Raw genomic sequence first — 15,978 nt, 5'->3', positions numbered from 1 at the left:
CGTTCAAACGGGAATAAGCTGTGGATAACTCTGTTGGTAACTTGTGGAGCCTGCTTACGGATTTCGCACCTTGTCCATCACGGCCAACGAGCGCGAAGCGTTGAGCACCAGCCCGTAGCTGAGCTTGTCGTAGGTGCGGAAAACCATCAGCAGTCCGGCCCGCTCATCGGGGATCTTCAGCGGCTGGCCAGTGATCCGGTCGCGCACGGTTTCGCCGGTTTTCATCACCACCAGCACGTTGCCTTCGACGAGGCCATCACGTTGCCCCTTGTTCAGCGTGACCACATCCAGCGCGCCAATCTGCGTCACGCCGCGCGGCACATCGATGATCAGCCCGTTAACCGGTGTTTTCGGCGCGCTGGGCATGAAGGTCGAGTTGATCGAGCGTTCTTCGCCGCTGAACAAGCGGTCGCCGAGGCGCACTTCCTGGGTGGTGCGCTGCAAGGCGAGGGTGGCGACATCGCCTTCAGTGGCAACAATTTCTCCGCCACCAATGTCGTCGGCGTTGATCCCCAAAAACTCCTTCGTCTCGGGGTCGGTGTAGACCTTGCCCTGACGGAAGATCCCGTAAACCGGCTGATCCGGATCGAAATGCCCCCGCGCGAAGATGCGGTCTCCAGTGCCACTCAGCACGCGTTCGGCATCGCCGGCGACGATGTAAGGCGCCTCGTTGAAATCCTCGACCTTGTCGACGATGCGGTTACTCAGCAAAAAGCTATTGATCGAACGCAGCGGAATGCTCGGGATGGCTTCGGCCACCGGCGAACTGCGCACACGAGGCGAAAGCTTGATCGTGCCGCGCGATGCACCGCGATTGAGGGTCAGGCGCGGCTGGCCGTTGACGTAGACCAGCGACAGCAAATCGCCGGGGTAGATGAGATTGGGGTTTTCGATTTGCGGATTGGCCTGCCACAGCTCGGGCCATTGCCACGGCTGGCGCAGGTATTTACCGGAAATGTCCCAGAGTGTGTCCCCCGCAACCACTGTGTATTGCTGTGGAAAACCTTCCTTGAGTTGCACTTGCCCGTGCGCCACACCGGCCGAAGCCAGAAGGAGCAAGGCGAGTAGTGATTTCCTCATGCGGTGAATCCCTTTATTATGTGCGTTCGCGTAAAACGCCAGAGCCTTCGTGGCTCGCTCCCCGTGCTTTACTAAGAAAAGGGAGCTACGTTTTACAACGGTAGCCTGCATCTTCGGACCCGCCAGGCCATCGACCCGACTTTCCTCACATGTGCAGCAATCAAGCTTATGGCCATTTTAGACATCCTCGAATTCCCCGACTCGCGCCTGCGCACTATCGCCAAACCTGTGGCCGTAGTGGACGACGAAGTGCGTCAGTTGGTCGATGACATGTTTGAAACAATGTATGAAGCGCCAGGCATCGGCCTCGCCGCGACCCAGGTCAACGTGCACAAACGTATCGTGGTGATGGACCTCTCCGAAGACCGCAGCGAACCACGGGTGTTCATCAACCCCGAGTTCGAGACCCTGACCGACGAGATGGAGCAATACCAGGAAGGCTGCCTCTCGGTGCCGGGTTTCTACGAAAACGTCGATCGCCCGCAGAAGGTCAGGATCAAGGCCCTGGACCGCGACGGCCAGCCTTACGAACTGATCGCCGAAGGCCTGCTCGCCGTGTGCATCCAGCATGAATGCGACCACCTGAATGGCAAATTGTTCGTCGACTACCTGTCCAGCCTCAAACGCGACCGAATCAAGAAGAAGCTGGAAAAGCTCCATCGCCAGAACGCTTGATGCCCTCCTTTCAAAGGCTTGCTGCGGCAAGCCTTTTTCTTTTGCGACTGCTTTGTAATTGAGAGTTTTACATGACTGAGCCACTGCGCATCGTCTTTGCCGGCACCCCGGAATTCGCCGCCGAACACCTCAAGGCCCTGCTCGACAGCCCTTACGAGATCGTCGCGGTCTACACCCAGCCGGACCGTCCGGCGGGCCGTGGGCAAAAGTTGATGCCGAGTCCGGTCAAGCAGTTGGCTCTGGAAAACAACATCCCGGTGCTGCAACCGCCAACCCTGCGCAACGAAGACACTCAGGCTGAACTGGCTGCGCTCAAGCCGGATTTGCTGGTGGTGGTCGCCTACGGCCTGATCTTGCCGCAAGTGGTGCTGGATATTCCGCGTTTGGGCTGCATCAACAGCCACGCCTCCTTGCTGCCACGCTGGCGCGGTGCGGCGCCGATCCAGCGCGCCGTCGAAGCGGGCGACAGCGAAAGCGGCGTGACCGTGATGCGCATGGAACTGGGCCTCGACACCGGGCCAATGCTGCTCAAAGTCACCACGCCGATCAGCGCTGACGACACCGGTGGCAGCCTGCATGATCGGCTGGCAGAGATGGGCCCACCGGCCGTGATTCAGGCGATAGCCGGCCTCGCCGCTGGCACGCTGGAAGGCGAAGTGCAGGACGACAGCCTCGCCACTTATGCTCATAAATTGAACAAGGATGAAGCACGCATCGACTGGACTCGCCCGGCGGTTGAGCTGGAACGTCTGGTTCGGGCCTTCAATCCATGGCCGATTACCCACAGCACGCTGAACGGCGAAGCGCTGAAAGTGCTGGCTGCGAGGCTCGCCGAAGGGAAGGGCGCGCCAGGCGAAATCCTCAGCGCCAGCAAGGACGGCTTGCTCGTCGCTTGCGGTGAGCAAGCGCTGTGCCTGACCCGCCTGCAATTGCCCGGCGGCAAGGCGCTGAACTTCAGCGATCTGTTCAACAGCCGCAAAGAGAAATTCGCCGTCGGCACTGTGCTCGGTCAAACGGTGGACGCTCAATGAACCCGCGTCTGGCCGCCGCCAAGGCACTTGCCGCTGTTCTGAACGGAAAAGCCTCGCTCAACAGTTCTCTGCCGACACAATTGGACAAGGTTGAAGACCGCGATCGTGGCTTCACTCAAGACCTGGCGTTCGGCACCGCGCGCTGGCAGCCACGCTTGTCGGCGCTGGAGGCCAAACTGCTGCAAAAGCCCTTCAAGGCTGCCGATGCGGACGTCGAAGCGCTGTTGCTGGTCGGCCTTTATCAACTGCTCTACACCCGCGTTCCGGCCCACGCCGCCATCGGTGAAACAGTCGGTTGTGCCGACAAACTGAAAAAGCCTTGGGCCAAAGCTTTGCTCAACGCCGTGTTGCGCCGTGCCCAGCGTGAAAGCGAAGCGCTGCTGGCCGAGTTGGAGCACGACCCTGTGGTGCGCACAGCCCACCCGCGCTGGCTGCAAAAATCCCTGAAGGCATTCTGGCCTGAACAATGGGAAGCCATTTGCGCGGCGAACAATGCGCACCCGCCGATGATCCTGCGGGTCAACCGTCGCCATCACACTCGCGACGCTTACCTCGGTTTGCTGACCGAAGCCGGACTCGCCGCGACGCCGTGCGTCTACAGTCAGGACGGCATCATCCTCGAAGCCGCCGCCGACGTGCGCAGCCTGCCGGGCTTCGCCGAAGGCTGGATCAGCGTGCAGGACGAGGCGGCGCAACTGGCCGCCGACCTCCTCGATCTGGCGCCAGGCCAACGGGTGCTGGACGCCTGCTGCGCACCGGGCGGCAAGACCTGCCACATCCTCGAAGCCGAGCCAAAACTGGCCGGCGTCGTCGCGGTGGACCTGGAAGCCAAACGTCTGGTGCGGGTGCGCGAAAACCTGGCGCGTCTGGGCCTCAGTGCCGAGCTGATCGCCGCCGATGGTCGCGACACCCAGGCCTGGTGGGACGGCAAACCATTCCAGCGCATCCTGCTGGATGCGCCGTGCTCGGCGACTGGGGTCATCCGTCGTCACCCGGACATCAAGCTGACCCGCCAACCCGACGACATCGCCGCCCTCGCCGTGCTGCAAGGCGAATTGCTCGACGCCCTGTGGATAACCCTGGAAGTCGGCGGCATCCTGCTTTACGCCACCTGCTCGACGCTGCCGACCGAAAACACCGAAGTCATCGAAGCTTTCCTCGCCCGCACGCCGGGCGCCCGTGAGCTGGACCTCGCCACGGCGGCCGGCATCAAGCAACCTCACGGTCGCCAATTGCTGGCCCAGGAAGGCGGGCACGATGGGTTCTACTACGCCAAGCTGATCAAGATTGCCGCCGCGCGCGGTTAAACGGTTTTAATGGAGTGACTGGATGAAAATCATCATCCTCGGTGCAGGGCAGGTCGGCGGTTCGCTGGCCGAGCACTTGGCCAGCGAAGCCAACGACATCACCGTGGTCGACACCGATGGCGATCGCCTGCGCGACCTCGGTGATCGACTGGACATCCGCACTGTGCATGGTCGCGGCTCACTGCCGACAGTGCTACGCCAGGCCGGCGCAGACGACGCCGACATGCTGGTGGCCGTGACCAACAGCGACGAAACCAACATGGTGGCCTGTCAGGTCGCCCACACGCTGTTCCACACACCGACCAAAATCGCTCGCGTGCGCGAAGCGGCGTACCTCACGCGCTCGGAATTGTTCGATAACGACGCGATCCCGGTGGATGTGCTGATCAGCCCGGAACAAGTAGTCACCAACTACATCAAGCGCCTGATTCAGCATCCGGGCGCCTTGCAGGTGATCGACTTCGCCGAAGGCAAAGCGCAACTGGTCGCGGTAAAGGCGTATTACGGCGGGCCGCTGGTAGGTCAGCAGCTGCGGCAATTGCGCGAACACATGCCGAATGTCGAAACCCGGGTCGCCGCGATTTTCCGCCGTGACCGGCCGATTCTGCCCCAGGGTGACACGGTCATCGAGGCCGACGACGAAGTGTTTTTCATCGCCGCCAAGGACAATATCCGCGCGGTGATGAGCGAAATGCGCCGGCTGGATGAAACCTACAAGCGCATCGTCATTGCCGGCGGCGGGCAGATCGGTGAGCGCCTGGCCGAGGCAATCGAAAGCCGTTATCAAGTGAAGATCATCGAGATGAACCCGGCCCGCTGCCGCCATCTCTCGGACACCCTCGACAGCACCGTGGTGTTGCAGGGCAGTGCGTCCGACCGCGATTTGTTGATGGAAGAGAACATCGCCGACGCAGATATCTTCCTCGCCCTGACCAACGATGACGAAGCCAACATCATGTCCTCGCTGCTGGCCAAGCGCCTGGGCGCGAAGAAGGTGATGACGATCATCAACAACCCGGCGTACGTTGATTTGATTCAGGGCGGCGACATCGACATCGCCATCAGCCCGCAACTGGCGACCATCGGCACCTTGCTGGCCCACGTGCGCCGTGGCGATATCGTCAGCGTGCACTCATTGCGCCGGGGCGCGGCAGAAGCCATTGAGGCGATTGCCCATGGTGATGCAAAGTCGAGCAAGGTGATTGGCAAGGCGATCGAGAATATTGGTCTGCCACCGGGAACGACGATTGGCGCGATTATTCGTGACGAGGAAGTGATCATTGCGCATGACGACACGGTGATCGAAACGGGGGACCATGTGATTTTGTTCCTTGTGGATAAAAAGCATATTCGGGATGTGGAGAAGCTGTTTCACGTGGGATTGAGCTTTTTCTAACTGATCTCTCCTGCGCTCTGCGTGGGAACGATCACTGACTGAGGGAAAACACTGATGCTCGAATCCCTGGAAAAAATGCTCGCCAAGGGTGTGGATAACTCATTGCTGCGCTTCGGCCTGGGTAAGGGTTATCTGGATCTTGGGGAAAACGCCAAGGCGGCCGAGCATTTCCAGCACTGTGTCGAATTCGATCCGAAGTATTCAGCGGCCTGGAAGCTGTTGGGCAAGGCCCATCTGGCGCAGGAAGATTTCGCGGCAGCCCGGCAGGCATGGGAACAAGGTCTGGAAGCCGCCCGCGCCCATGGCGACAAGCAGGCAGAGAAGGAAATGACGGTGTTTCTGAAGAAACTCGAGCGCAACGCTCACTGATCAGAGGTAGCGCAGGCCTATCCCGTCGGCATCGACCTGAATCACTTCCATGCGCACACGCGGCGCACCTGTGGGTAAGTCTTGCACCTGTCCATACACCACCGCGCCTTTGGGCAACGACGTCAGGCGCGGATGCTTGACGTAGACACCCGTGGTCGACAGGTTGCGCGTCTGGCCCAGGCATTCGCCGAAGCTTTCATGGCTGATCTTGATGCGAAACGATTTGCGGTGTTCGGACATCTGCTGCGCCCTTTAATGAACAGCTGTGGATAACCCTGGCCCCAGAATTATCCACAGATCATGCCAACGTACTCAATACCAGCGTTCTTCACCCGGTGGACGCTTCTTGAAGCGCTTCATGCTCCACATGTATTGGCTGGGGTACGCCCGCACATAACGCTCGACCACTTGGCTCATGGCCGCGCAGGACGTCTCGGTATCGGTGCTGTACATGGCCTCTGGCGCCGCTTCCAGGATCACCTTGTACCCCGAACCGTCCGGCAAGCGCAGGGCATGCAGGAACACGCCGACCGCTTTGCCGCCGGCGAGCATGTTCGGCACGAACTTGCTGGTCAGGGCCTGGGTGGCGAAGAAGGGCACAAAGATCCCGGCGGATTCGGCCGGTTCCGGGTCAGCGGGAATGCCCACTGCACCACCTTTGCGCACTTCCTTGATGACGCTGAGGATGCCTTCCTTGGTGGAAGCGGCCACCCGGTTGCCCAATTGCACTCGCTGTTTACGCAGCAAATCATCCACAGCCTTCAACTTCGGTGGCCGGTAGAAAATGATCGGTTTGCACTGGCTGCAATAGAAGTGGTTCAGCACTTCCCAATTACCCAGGTGACTGGTGATACCCACAACCCCTTTCCCAGAGGCGAGGGCGTCCTTCAAGACGTCGAGGCCTTCGACTTCGCGCACCAGGTCGATGGAACGCTGGGCCGGCCAGATCCAGGCGCAGGCGCTTTCGGTCAGGGACTTGCCGATGTCTTTCAGGCTCTGGCCGACCAGACGCTCACGCTCGGCCGGGTTCATCTCGGGGAAACACTTGGCGAGGTTGATCCGCACCACGTCGCGGGAACGGTTCGGGGTTTTCCACATGACCCAGCCAATCGCCGAGCCCACGGCTTGCACGGCCCGCCACGGGAGCAGGGCAAACAGCCGCAGAGCGCCTACCAGCAAGGCGCCTTTAAACTTATCCACAGGTCACTCCTGATTTTGTGCTGTGCGCGAGGCGGCTATTCTAACCGCCGTTCGCCAAGGTCGCGTAGCGATCGCAATCCTGGGTGTGGTCCATGACCATCCCCGAGGCCTGCATCAGCGCGTAGCAAATGGTCGGCCCGACGAACGTGAAGCCGGCCTTTTTCAGACCTTTGCTCATCTCTATCGCCACTGGCGTGACCGCCGGGACTTCGGTGCGATCCTTGAAATGATTGATCACCGGCGTGCCGCCCACGAAGGACCAGAGAAACGCCACCGGGTCCTCCAGCGCCAGCCAGGCCTGGGCATTGCGCCGGGCGGCATTGAGTTTGAGGCGGTTGCGGATGATGCCCGGATCGAGCATCAATTCATCGATTTCCGCGTCGCTCATTTGCGCCACCCGCTGTACGTCGAAGCCGAACAGCACCTCGCGATAACGCTCACGTTTACGCAAGACCGTGATCCATGAGAGGCCGGCCTGGAACCCTTCGAGCAAAAGCAACTCGAACAATCCCTGCGCATCGCGTAGCGGCGTGCCCCACTCCTGGTCGTGATAAGCCATGTACAGCGGATCTTCGGAACACCAAAAGCAGCGTGGCATAAGGCTCCAGGGGGCGTGCGCAGCAATGAATCGGGTATACTCCCGCTCTTTAAATCGCAGCCCAAGAAACAGGTGAATTTCGTGAGCCAGCCTACGCCAGCCGTGCGTACCTTCCAAGACTTGATCCTCGCGCTCCAGCAATACTGGGCCGAGCAAGGTTGTGTGGTACTTCAGCCCTACGATATGGAAGTAGGCGCCGGCACTTTCCACACTGCCACATTCCTGCGTGCCATTGGCCCGGAAACCTGGAACGCCGCTTATGTGCAGCCCAGTCGTCGCCCGACTGACGGCCGCTACGGCGAAAACCCGAACCGTCTGCAGCACTACTACCAGTTCCAGGTGGTGTTGAAGCCGAACCCGGACAACTTCCAGGAACTGTACCTGGGCTCCCTCAAGCACGTTGGCCTGGACCCGTTGGTCCACGACATCCGCTTCGTCGAAGACAACTGGGAATCGCCGACCCTGGGCGCCTGGGGCCTGGGTTGGGAAGTCTGGCTCAATGGCATGGAAGTGACGCAGTTCACTTACTTCCAGCAAGCGGGCGGCATCGAGTGCTACCCGGTGACCGGCGAGATCACTTACGGTCTTGAGCGTCTGGCCATGTACCTGCAAGGCGTGGACTCGGTCTACGACCTGGTCTGGGCTGACGGTCCGTTCGGCAAAGTGACCTACGGCGATGTGTTCCACCAGAACGAAGTGGAGCAGTCGACCTACAACTTTGAACACGCCAACGTCGAGAAGCTGTTCGAACTGTTCGACTTCTATGAAAGCGAAGCCAAGCGCCTGATCGAACTCGACCAGCCGCTGCCGTTGCCGAGCTACGAAATGGTGCTGAAGGCCTCCCATACCTTTAACCTGCTGGATGCGCGCCGGGCAATCTCGGTGACTGCGCGTCAGCAATACATTCTGCGTGTGCGCACCCTGGCGCGTTCCGTTGCGCAAGCCTACCTGCTGGCTCGCGCCAAGCTGGGCTTCCCGATGGCGACCCCGGACCTGCGTGATGAAGTACTGGCCAAGCTGGAGGCTGCACAATGAGTGCTCTGGATTTTCTGGTTGAACTGGGCACTGAAGAACTGCCACCCAAAGCCCTGAACACCCTGGCCGAGGCGTTCCTCGCCGGTATCGACAAGGGCCTGCAAGCCGCCGGCCTGAACTACGAGACCAAAACCGTCTACGCCGCGCCGCGCCGCCTGGCCGTGCTGATCACGTCGCTGGCCACCCAGCAACCGGATCGCAGCATCAACCTCGATGGCCCGCCACGTCAGGCGGCGTTCGATGCCGAAGGCAACCCGACTCAGGCTGCACTGGGCTTTGCCAAGAAGTGCGGTGTCGAGCTGAGCGAAATCGATCAGAGCGGTCCGAAACTGCGTTACAGCCAGAGCATCGCCGGCAAGCCGACTGCGAGCCTGCTGCCGACCATCGTCGAAGATTCGCTGAACGACCTGCCGATCCCGAAACGCATGCGTTGGGGCGCTCGCAAGGAAGAATTCGTTCGTCCGACCCAGTGGCTGGTGATGCTGCTCGGTGACGAAGTCATCGATTGCACCATCCTCGCCCAGAAGGCTGGCCGTGATTCCCGTGGTCACCGCTTCCATCATCCGGAAAACGTACGCATCACCTCGCCGGCCAATTACCTGGCCGACTTGCGTGCCGCTTACGTCCTGGCCGATGCCAACGAGCGTCGCGACATCATCAGCAAGCGCACCGAAGAACTGGCCACCCGTCAGGAAGGCACGGCGATTGTTCCGCCGGCGCTGCTCGACGAAGTGACCGCGCTGGTCGAATGGCCAGTGCCGCTGGTGTGCTCGTTCGAAGAGCGTTTCCTCGATGTGCCGCAAGAAGCACTGATCACCACCATGCAGGACAACCAGAAGTATTTCTGCCTGCTGGATGCCGACGGCAAGTTGCTGCCACGTTTCATCACCGTGGCCAACATCGAAAGCAAAGACCCGCAGCAGATCATCGCCGGTAACGAGAAAGTGGTTCGCCCACGCCTGACCGACGCCGAGTTCTTCTTCAAGCAAGACAAGAAGCAGAAACTCGAAGACTTCAACCTGCGCCTGCAAAACGTGGTGTTCCAGGAAAAACTCGGCAGCGTCTACGACAAGGCCGAGCGGGTTTCCAAACTCGCTGCGTTCATCGCGCAACGCATTGGCGGCAACGCTGCATGGGCTTCCCGCGCCGGCCTGCTGTCCAAGTGCGACCTGGCGACCGAAATGGTCGGTGAGTTCCCGGAGATGCAAGGTGTAGCCGGTTACTACTACGCCCTCAACGACGGCGAGCCGGAAGAGGTCGCCCTGGCACTGAACGAGCAATACATGCCGCGCGGTGCCGGTGCTGAACTGCCGACCACCCTGACCGGTGCGGCCGTGGCCATCGCCGACAAGCTCGACACACTGGTGGGTATTTTCGGTATCGGCATGCTGCCAACGGGTAGCAAAGACCCGTACGCCTTGCGCCGTGCTGCACTTGGCGTGCTGCGTATCCTGATCGACAAAAAACTCGATCTGGACCTGAACGACGCCGTGGCTTTCGCCGTGAATGCGTTCGGTGCCAAGGTCAAGGCCGCCGGCCTCAACGACGCGGTGCTGGAGTTCATCTTCGACCGTCTGCGTGCCCGTTACGAAGACGAAGGCGTGGACGTTGCGACTTACCTGTCGGTGCGTGCCCTGAAGCCGGGTTCGGCACTGGACTTCGACCAGCGTGTACAAGCGGTAGAAGCTTTCCGCAAATTGCCGGAAGCCGCAGCCCTCGCTGCGGTGAACAAACGCGTATCGAACTTGCTGAGCAAGGTCGAAGGCTCCGTTCCGACAGTGGTTGAAGCCAAGTACTTCGACAATGCCAACGAGTTCTCCCTGTACTCGGCGATCCAGCAGGCAGACCAGGCTGTCCAGCCAATGGCCGCTGCGCGTCAGTACAGCGAATCGCTGGCACGCCTGGCCGCCTTGCGCGAGCCGGTGGATGCGTTCTTCGAAGCAGTAATGGTCAACGCGGAAGATGCCAAGGTCCGCGCCAACCGTTATGCGTTGCTGGCGCGTCTGCGTGGCCTGTTCCTCGGCGTCGCTGATATTTCGCTGCTGAGCTAAGGGGCTGCTGTTGAAACTGCTGATTCTCGATCGCGACGGGGTGATCAATTACGACTCCGACGCTTACATCAAGTCGGTGGAGGAGTGGATTCCACTCCCCGGTTCGATCGAAGCCATCGCGCAGTTGAGCAAGGCCGGCTGGACGGTAGCGGTCGCTACCAACCAGTCGGGCATCGCTCGCGGCTATTACGACATCGCCACCCTGGACGCCATGCACGAGCGCTTGCGCTCGCTGGTGGCGGAGCAGGGCGGTGAAGTCGGCCTGATCGTCTATTGCCCGCACGGGCCGGACGACGGCTGCAATTGCCGCAAGCCGAAACCCGGGATGCTGAAAACCATCGCCGAGCATTACAACGTGTCGCTGACCCATCTTTGGTTCGTCGGCGACAGCCTTGGTGACCTGGAAGCCGCCAAAACCGTCGATTCTCAGCCAGTTTTGGTAAGGACCGGGAAAGGCGAAAAGACTTTGGGCAAAACCCTTCCGGTGGGCACCTTGATTTTTGACGATCTGGCGGCGATTGCCGCAGAACTTATCCACAATTAGAGTGTTTCGATTGTTCCGATTAAGGACTGATCGGGAGTGCACTTGATAGACGGGCAGAGCCCGCACGGTAAACGTCACCATGTCGATACTGCAGGCCATCAGAACCTTCCTCTTTTATCTGTTGCTGGGCACCAGCTCTTTGCTTTGGTGCAGCCTGAGCTTTTTCATCGCGCCTTTCCTGCCATTCAAGGCGCGCTATCGCTTCATCAACGTGTACTGGTGCCGCTGCGCCTTGTGGCTGAGCAAAGTGTTCCTGGGTATCAGCTACGAAGTGAAGGGCGCCGAGAACGTGCCAGACCAGCCCTGCGTGATTCAATCGAACCACCAGAGCACCTGGGAGACGTTTTTTCTCTCGGCTTACTTCGAGCCGTTGAGCCAGGTGCTCAAGCGTTCATTGCTGTATGTACCGTTCTTCGGCTGGGCCATGGCCATGCTGCGACCGATTGCCATCGACCGCGACAATCCCAAGGCCGCGCTCAAGCATGTGGCGAAGAAGGGCGATGAATTGCTGAAGGATGGCGTCTGGGTGCTGATCTTCCCTGAGGGGACGCGCGTTCCTTTTGGCACGATCGGCAAGTTCTCACGCGGTGGTACTGCGTTGGCCGTCAACGCCGAGCTTCCTGTACTGCCGATTGCGCACAATGCGGGCAAGTTCTGGCCTAAAACCGGTTGGGCAAAAAAGCAGGGGGTCATCACTGTAATCATCGGCGAACCGATGTACGCCGTGGGCAGCGGGCCTCGCGCCATCGCCGACCTGAACGACCGGGTACAAGCCTGGAACGAGCAGATGCAACGGGAAATGGGGTCGCTGCCAGCAGCCCCCGCGGCACCGACTTCGACGGATCAAGTGGCTGTCTGAGATTCTGTGGATAACCTGTGTACCGTTTTCTCGAAAAACAGCGATATCGTTTTATAAGTTGATGATTTATATACATATTTCTTAAACACATAAAACACGGAAAATGGTGCATAAGTTTTTTTCGGGCGCAAAAAAACCGGCTGATATAGCCGGTTTTTTTATGCCCGGAATTTGCGGTTTTCCACTCCATGTACTAAGGGGAATGACGAACGAAATACGGCCTGATCGCATGCGAATAACAGGTAACAAAAAAGGCCAACGCTGAGCGTTGGCCTTTTTGGTTTGGCAGGTTCGCTGGATCAGAAGTCCAGGTTGGAAACCGCCAGGGCGTTGCTTTCAATGAAGTCACGGCGAGGTTCGACCGCATCACCCATCAGGGTGTTGAAGATCTGGTCCGCGCCAATGGCGTCTTCGATGGTCACTTTGAGCATCCGGCGCTGTGCTGGATCCATGGTGGTTTCCCACAGCTGATCCGGGTTCATCTCGCCCAGACCTTTGTATCGCTGGATGGTGTGACGCTTGGTGCTTTCTGCCATCAGCCATTCAAGGGCTTCCTTGAACTCGGTGACCGGCTTCTTGCGCTCGCCACGCTGGATGTACGCACCGTCGTCCAACAAGGTGCTCAGTTGAGCACCCAGCGAAACAACTGTGCGGTAATCGTTGCTGCCGAAGAAGTCGCGGTTGAAGGTGACGTAGTTCGACAGACCGTGGGAGATCAGTTCGACCTCTGGCAGCCATACGTTACGTTCACGGTCTTCACGCAGGCTGGCTTTGTAGACCAGGCCGGACTTCTCGACAGTGCGCAGGCGAACTTCGTACTGAGCCAGCCAATCCTGCATCGCTGCATGATCGGACAGTTGATCCATGCTCACCGCTGGCAGGTAGATGAAGTGCTCGGTCAGCTCCTGTGGGTACAGGCGCGACAGACGCTTGAGGGTCTTCATTACCAGACGGAAGTCATTCACCAGGCGCTCGAGCGCTTCACCGGAGATGCCAGGGGCTTCTTCGTTCAGGTGCAGGCTCGCGTCCTCCAGGGCCGACTGCGTCATGTACTCTTCCATGGCGTCGTCGTCTTTGATGTATTGCTCTTGCTTGCCTTTCTTGACCTTGTACAGCGGCGGCTGAGCGATGTAGATGTAGCCACGTTCGATCAGCTCCGGCAACTGACGGAAGAAGAAGGTCAGCAGCAGGGTACGGATGTGCGAACCGTCGACGTCAGCATCGGTCATGATGATGATGTTGTGATAACGCAGCTTGTCGATGTTGTACTCGTCGCGACCGATGCCACAGCCCAGCGCGGTGATCAAGGTGCCTACTTCTTGCGAAGAGATCATCTTGTCGAAACGCGCCTTCTCGACGTTCAGGATCTTGCCCTTCAGCGGCAGGATGGCCTGGGTGCGGCGGTTACGTCCCTGCTTGGCGGAGCCGCCAGCAGAGTCACCTTCCACGAGGTACAGTTCGGACAGGGCTGGGTCTTTTTCCTGGCAGTCAGCCAGTTTGCCCGGCAGGCCGGCGATATCCAGCGCGCCTTTACGACGGGTCATTTCACGGGCTTTACGCGCCGCTTCACGCGCACGTGCCGCGTCGATCATCTTGCCAACGACCAGTTTGGCTTCGTTCGGGTTTTCCAGCAGGAAGTCGGAGAAGTACTTGCCCATTTCCTGTTCGACCGCGGTCTTCACTTCGGAAGAAACCAGCTTGTCTTTGGTCTGGGAGCTGAACTTCGGATCCGGTACTTTCACCGAAATGATCGCGGTCAGGCCTTCACGGGCATCGTCACCGGTGGTCGCGACTTTGTGTTTCTTCGCCAGACCTTCAGCTTCGATGTAGGTGTTCAGGTTACGCGTCAGTGCGGAACGGAAACCCACCAGGTGAGTACCGCCATCGCGCTGTGGAATGTTGTTGGTGAAGCACAACAGGTTTTCGTTGAAGCTGTCGTTCCACTGCAGGGCGATTTCCACGCCGATGCCGTCTTCACGCTGGATGTTGAAGTGGAACACCTGGTTGACCGCAGTCTTGTTGGTGTTCAGGTATTCAACAAACGCACGCAGGCCGCCTTCGTACTTGAACAGCTCTTCTTTGCCACTGCGCTCATCCTTGAGGACGATGCCGACACCGGAGTTGAGGAAGGACAGTTCACGAATCCGCTTGGCCAGGATATCCCAGCTGAAGTGGATGTTCTTGAAGGTCTCAGCCGAAGGCTTGAAGTGGATCTGGGTGCCCGTGGTTTCGCTCTCGCCTACGATTTTCATCGGCTCTTGCGGAACACCGTGGACATAAGTCTGTTCCCAGATCTTGCCGCTGCGGCGAACAGTCAGGATCAATTCTTTGGACAGTGCGTTCACCACCGACACACCTACACCGTGCAGACCGCCGGATACTTTGTAGGAGTTGTCGTCGAACTTACCGCCGGCGTGCAGCACGGTCATGATGACCTCTGCTGCGGAAACGCCTTCTTCTTTGTGCACGTCTACCGGGATGCCACGGCCGTTGTCGCGAACGGTGATGGACTCATCCGGGTGAATGATGATGCTGATGTCGTCGCAGTGGCCGGCGAGAGCTTCGTCGATCGAGTTATCGACCACTTCGAACACCATGTGGTGCAGACCGCTGCCATCGTCGGTGTCACCAATGTACATACCGGGACGTTTGCGTACGGCATCCAGGCCTTTCAGCACTTTAATGCTCGTTGAGTCGTACGTATTTTCTTCGCTCAATGCCTTCACTCCCGATGGTCGTGGGTCTGGGTGATACGGCCCTGTTCCACGTGGAACAAAGCGACTGGCGTTTCCGTCTGCCAGCCTTCCCTCAATAATTCGTGATCTACACAGGTGATAAAGACCTGGCAGCGTAAGTCTTCCAGCAAGCGGCAAAGCGCGCGTCGGTGGTGCTCGTCCAACTCGGACGGCAAGTCATCCACCAGATAAATACACTGTCCGCGTCGGGCCTGGCTGACCAGGTGCCCTTGGGCAATCCGCAATGCACAGACCACTAACTTCTGCTGACCCCGGGACAATATGTCCGCAGCGTTATGTGCGCCCAGTCTGAGACGCAAATCAGCACGTTGTGGTCCGGCCTGGGTGTGACCCATTTGCTGGTCCCGTTGCAGGGACCCAGCGAGTACGGCACTCAGTTCGCGGTCTTTGTCCCAGCCTCGGTAATAGCTGAGGGTCAAGCCTTCAAGCTCGACCAGTTCGCTCAAGGTCTGTTCAAAGACTGGTTTCAAGGCTTTGATGTAAGCGCGGCGGTATTCATCGATTTCAGCGCTGGCCTGGCACAGCTCCCTGTCCCAAACCGCTTGCGAAACGGCGTCAAGTGTACCATGTCGCAGCCAAGAGTTTCTCTGGCGCAGAGCCTTCTGCAAGCGCTGCCAGGTAGACATGAATCGCGCTTCCACATGGAACACGCCCCAGTCTAGAAACTGTCGGCGAATCTTCGGCGCGCCTTCAAGCAAGCGGAAACTGTCAGGGTTGATCAGCTGTAGCGGCAGGATCTGCGCCAGTTGCGCCGCGCTTCGGGCGTTCTGACCGTCGATGCGGATCTGAAATTCACCCTGACGGTCGCGCGAAATGCCTAACGCGCTCTGTCCGCCCTCAGCCAATTCAACCTGACCAAACACCGTACACGCCAATTGCTCGTACTGGATGACCGGCAACAGGCGGCTGCTACGAAACGAACGGGCAAGCCCCAGCAGATGAATGGCTTCCAGAACACTGGTTTTGCCGCTGCCGTTGGCGCCGTAAAGAATATTGATTCGGGGGGAGGGGGAGAAGGTCACCGGGTGCAAATTGCGCACCGCGGTGACCGAGACGCGACTTAGCGACATCTAGCTT

15 protein-coding genes are annotated in these 15,978 nt (G+C 59.3%); 9 read left to right on the top strand and 6 right to left on the bottom strand.

Annotated elements, in window-relative coordinates; translation table 11 throughout:
* Positions 1–54: 54 nt before the first annotated feature.
* Positions 55–1,080, bottom strand: coding sequence for a LysM domain-containing protein (locus J2X66_RS07745; protein WP_310262894.1), 1,026 nt, complete (start codon positions 1,078–1,080; stop codon positions 55–57).
* Positions 1,081–1,248: 168 nt separating this feature from the next.
* Here J2X66_RS07745 and def point away from each other — a divergent pair, with 168 nt between their 5' ends.
* From def to J2X66_RS07720, 5 genes are all read left to right on the top strand, one after another.
* The gene (def, locus tag J2X66_RS07740; protein WP_123433247.1) at positions 1,249–1,755 is read left to right on the top strand and encodes a peptide deformylase; all 507 of its coding nucleotides are present in this window, start codon (positions 1,249–1,251) and stop codon (positions 1,753–1,755) included.
* Positions 1,756–1,826: 71 nt separating this feature from the next.
* Positions 1,827–2,786 (top strand): methionyl-tRNA formyltransferase, encoded by a 960-nt coding sequence (gene fmt / locus J2X66_RS07735; RefSeq protein WP_310262891.1) that lies wholly within the window; start codon positions 1,827–1,829, stop codon positions 2,784–2,786.
* Positions 2,783–4,093 (top strand): 16S rRNA (cytosine(967)-C(5))-methyltransferase RsmB, encoded by a 1,311-nt coding sequence (gene rsmB, locus J2X66_RS07730; RefSeq protein ID WP_310262889.1) that lies wholly within the window; start codon positions 2,783–2,785, stop codon positions 4,091–4,093. Before fmt ends, rsmB begins: the two co-directional genes overlap by 4 nt.
* Before the next feature lie 22 nt (positions 4,094–4,115).
* A complete protein-coding gene (gene trkA, locus J2X66_RS07725; protein ID WP_027926193.1) occupies positions 4,116–5,489 on the top strand; it encodes a Trk system potassium transporter TrkA in 1,374 nt (457 codons plus the stop codon).
* A 51-nt stretch (positions 5,490–5,540) separates the two neighbouring features.
* Positions 5,541–5,858 (top strand): tetratricopeptide repeat protein, encoded by a 318-nt coding sequence (locus J2X66_RS07720; protein WP_310263076.1) that lies wholly within the window; start codon positions 5,541–5,543, stop codon positions 5,856–5,858.
* Here J2X66_RS07720 and J2X66_RS07715 read toward each other — a convergent pair whose 3' ends face one another.
* The 3 genes from J2X66_RS07715 to tag form a co-directional block, all read right to left on the bottom strand.
* Entirely contained in the window at positions 5,859–6,098 is a 240-nt protein-coding gene (locus J2X66_RS07715) for a PilZ domain-containing protein (RefSeq protein ID WP_310262885.1), read from the bottom strand. It lies immediately after the preceding gene.
* 72 nt (positions 6,099–6,170) lie between these two features.
* Positions 6,171–7,058 carry a lysophospholipid acyltransferase gene (locus J2X66_RS07710; RefSeq protein ID WP_310262882.1) on the bottom strand — a complete coding sequence of 296 codons (888 nt, stop codon included), beginning with the start codon at positions 7,056–7,058 and terminating at the stop codon, positions 6,171–6,173.
* 40 nt (positions 7,059–7,098) lie between these two features.
* Complete coding sequence (gene tag / locus J2X66_RS07705; RefSeq protein ID WP_310262879.1) at positions 7,099–7,656, bottom strand: DNA-3-methyladenine glycosylase I; 558 nt, start codon at positions 7,654–7,656, stop codon at positions 7,099–7,101.
* 81 nt (positions 7,657–7,737) lie between these two features.
* On the opposite strand from tag, the gene glyQ reads away from it, so the two are divergent.
* The 4 genes from glyQ (at position 7,738) to J2X66_RS07685 (ending at position 12,145) form a co-directional block, all read left to right on the top strand.
* On the top strand, positions 7,738–8,691 hold the full coding sequence (glyQ, locus tag J2X66_RS07700) for a glycine--tRNA ligase subunit alpha (RefSeq protein WP_003213601.1): 954 nt from the start codon (positions 7,738–7,740) through the stop codon (positions 8,689–8,691).
* The gene (glyS, locus tag J2X66_RS07695) at positions 8,688–10,742 is read left to right on the top strand and encodes a glycine--tRNA ligase subunit beta (protein ID WP_310262876.1); all 2,055 of its coding nucleotides are present in this window, start codon (positions 8,688–8,690) and stop codon (positions 10,740–10,742) included. Before glyQ ends, glyS begins: the two co-directional genes overlap by 4 nt.
* Before the next feature lie 4 nt (positions 10,743–10,746).
* Positions 10,747–11,286, top strand: coding sequence for a D-glycero-beta-D-manno-heptose 1,7-bisphosphate 7-phosphatase (gmhB, locus tag J2X66_RS07690; RefSeq protein WP_310263074.1), 540 nt, complete (start codon positions 10,747–10,749; stop codon positions 11,284–11,286).
* Positions 11,287–11,365: 79 nt separating this feature from the next.
* Positions 11,366–12,145, top strand: coding sequence for a 1-acyl-sn-glycerol-3-phosphate acyltransferase (locus J2X66_RS07685; RefSeq protein WP_194940518.1), 780 nt, complete (start codon positions 11,366–11,368; stop codon positions 12,143–12,145).
* 299 nt (positions 12,146–12,444) lie between these two features.
* Here the strand turns inward: J2X66_RS07685 and gyrB are convergent, their stop codons facing one another.
* Together gyrB and recF are read right to left on the bottom strand one after the other, a co-directional pair.
* Positions 12,445–14,862 carry a DNA topoisomerase (ATP-hydrolyzing) subunit B gene (gyrB, locus tag J2X66_RS07680; RefSeq protein ID WP_027926201.1) on the bottom strand — a complete coding sequence of 806 codons (2,418 nt, stop codon included), beginning with the start codon at positions 14,860–14,862 and terminating at the stop codon, positions 12,445–12,447.
* 5 nt (positions 14,863–14,867) lie between these two features.
* Positions 14,868–15,971, bottom strand: a complete 1,104-nt coding sequence (recF, locus tag J2X66_RS07675; RefSeq protein WP_310262871.1) for a DNA replication/repair protein RecF — start codon at positions 15,969–15,971, stop codon at positions 14,868–14,870.
* Between the last annotated feature and the right edge of the window lie 7 nt (positions 15,972–15,978).

This window comes from Pseudomonas sp. 3296 (assembly GCF_031456615.1).
Classification (GTDB): Bacteria; Pseudomonadota; Gammaproteobacteria; order Pseudomonadales; family Pseudomonadaceae; genus Aquipseudomonas; species Aquipseudomonas mucoides.
This window is presented reverse-complemented; position numbering and strand designations above follow the sequence as displayed.

What these genes read in the sequence shown, in the direction of transcription:
- J2X66_RS07745 (WP_310262894.1), bottom strand. Translation starts at nt 1,080, where the DNA reads ATGAGGAAATCACTACTCGCCTTGCTCCTTCTGGCTTCGGCCGGTGTG.
- def (WP_123433247.1), top strand. Translation starts at nt 1,249, where the DNA reads ATGGCCATTTTAGACATCCTCGAATTCCCCGACTCGCGCCTGCGCACT.
- fmt (WP_310262891.1), top strand. Translation starts at nt 1,827, where the DNA reads ATGACTGAGCCACTGCGCATCGTCTTTGCCGGCACCCCGGAATTCGCC.
- rsmB (WP_310262889.1), top strand. Translation starts at nt 2,783, where the DNA reads ATGAACCCGCGTCTGGCCGCCGCCAAGGCACTTGCCGCTGTTCTGAAC.
- trkA (WP_027926193.1), top strand. Translation starts at nt 4,116, where the DNA reads ATGAAAATCATCATCCTCGGTGCAGGGCAGGTCGGCGGTTCGCTGGCC.
- J2X66_RS07715 (WP_310262885.1), bottom strand. Translation starts at nt 6,098, where the DNA reads ATGTCCGAACACCGCAAATCGTTTCGCATCAAGATCAGCCATGAAAGC.
- tag (WP_310262879.1), bottom strand. Translation starts at nt 7,656, where the DNA reads ATGCCACGCTGCTTTTGGTGTTCCGAAGATCCGCTGTACATGGCTTAT.
- glyS (WP_310262876.1), top strand. Translation starts at nt 8,688, where the DNA reads ATGAGTGCTCTGGATTTTCTGGTTGAACTGGGCACTGAAGAACTGCCA.
- J2X66_RS07685 (WP_194940518.1), top strand. Translation starts at nt 11,366, where the DNA reads ATGTCGATACTGCAGGCCATCAGAACCTTCCTCTTTTATCTGTTGCTG.
- recF (WP_310262871.1), bottom strand. Translation starts at nt 15,971, where the DNA reads ATGTCGCTAAGTCGCGTCTCGGTCACCGCGGTGCGCAATTTGCACCCG.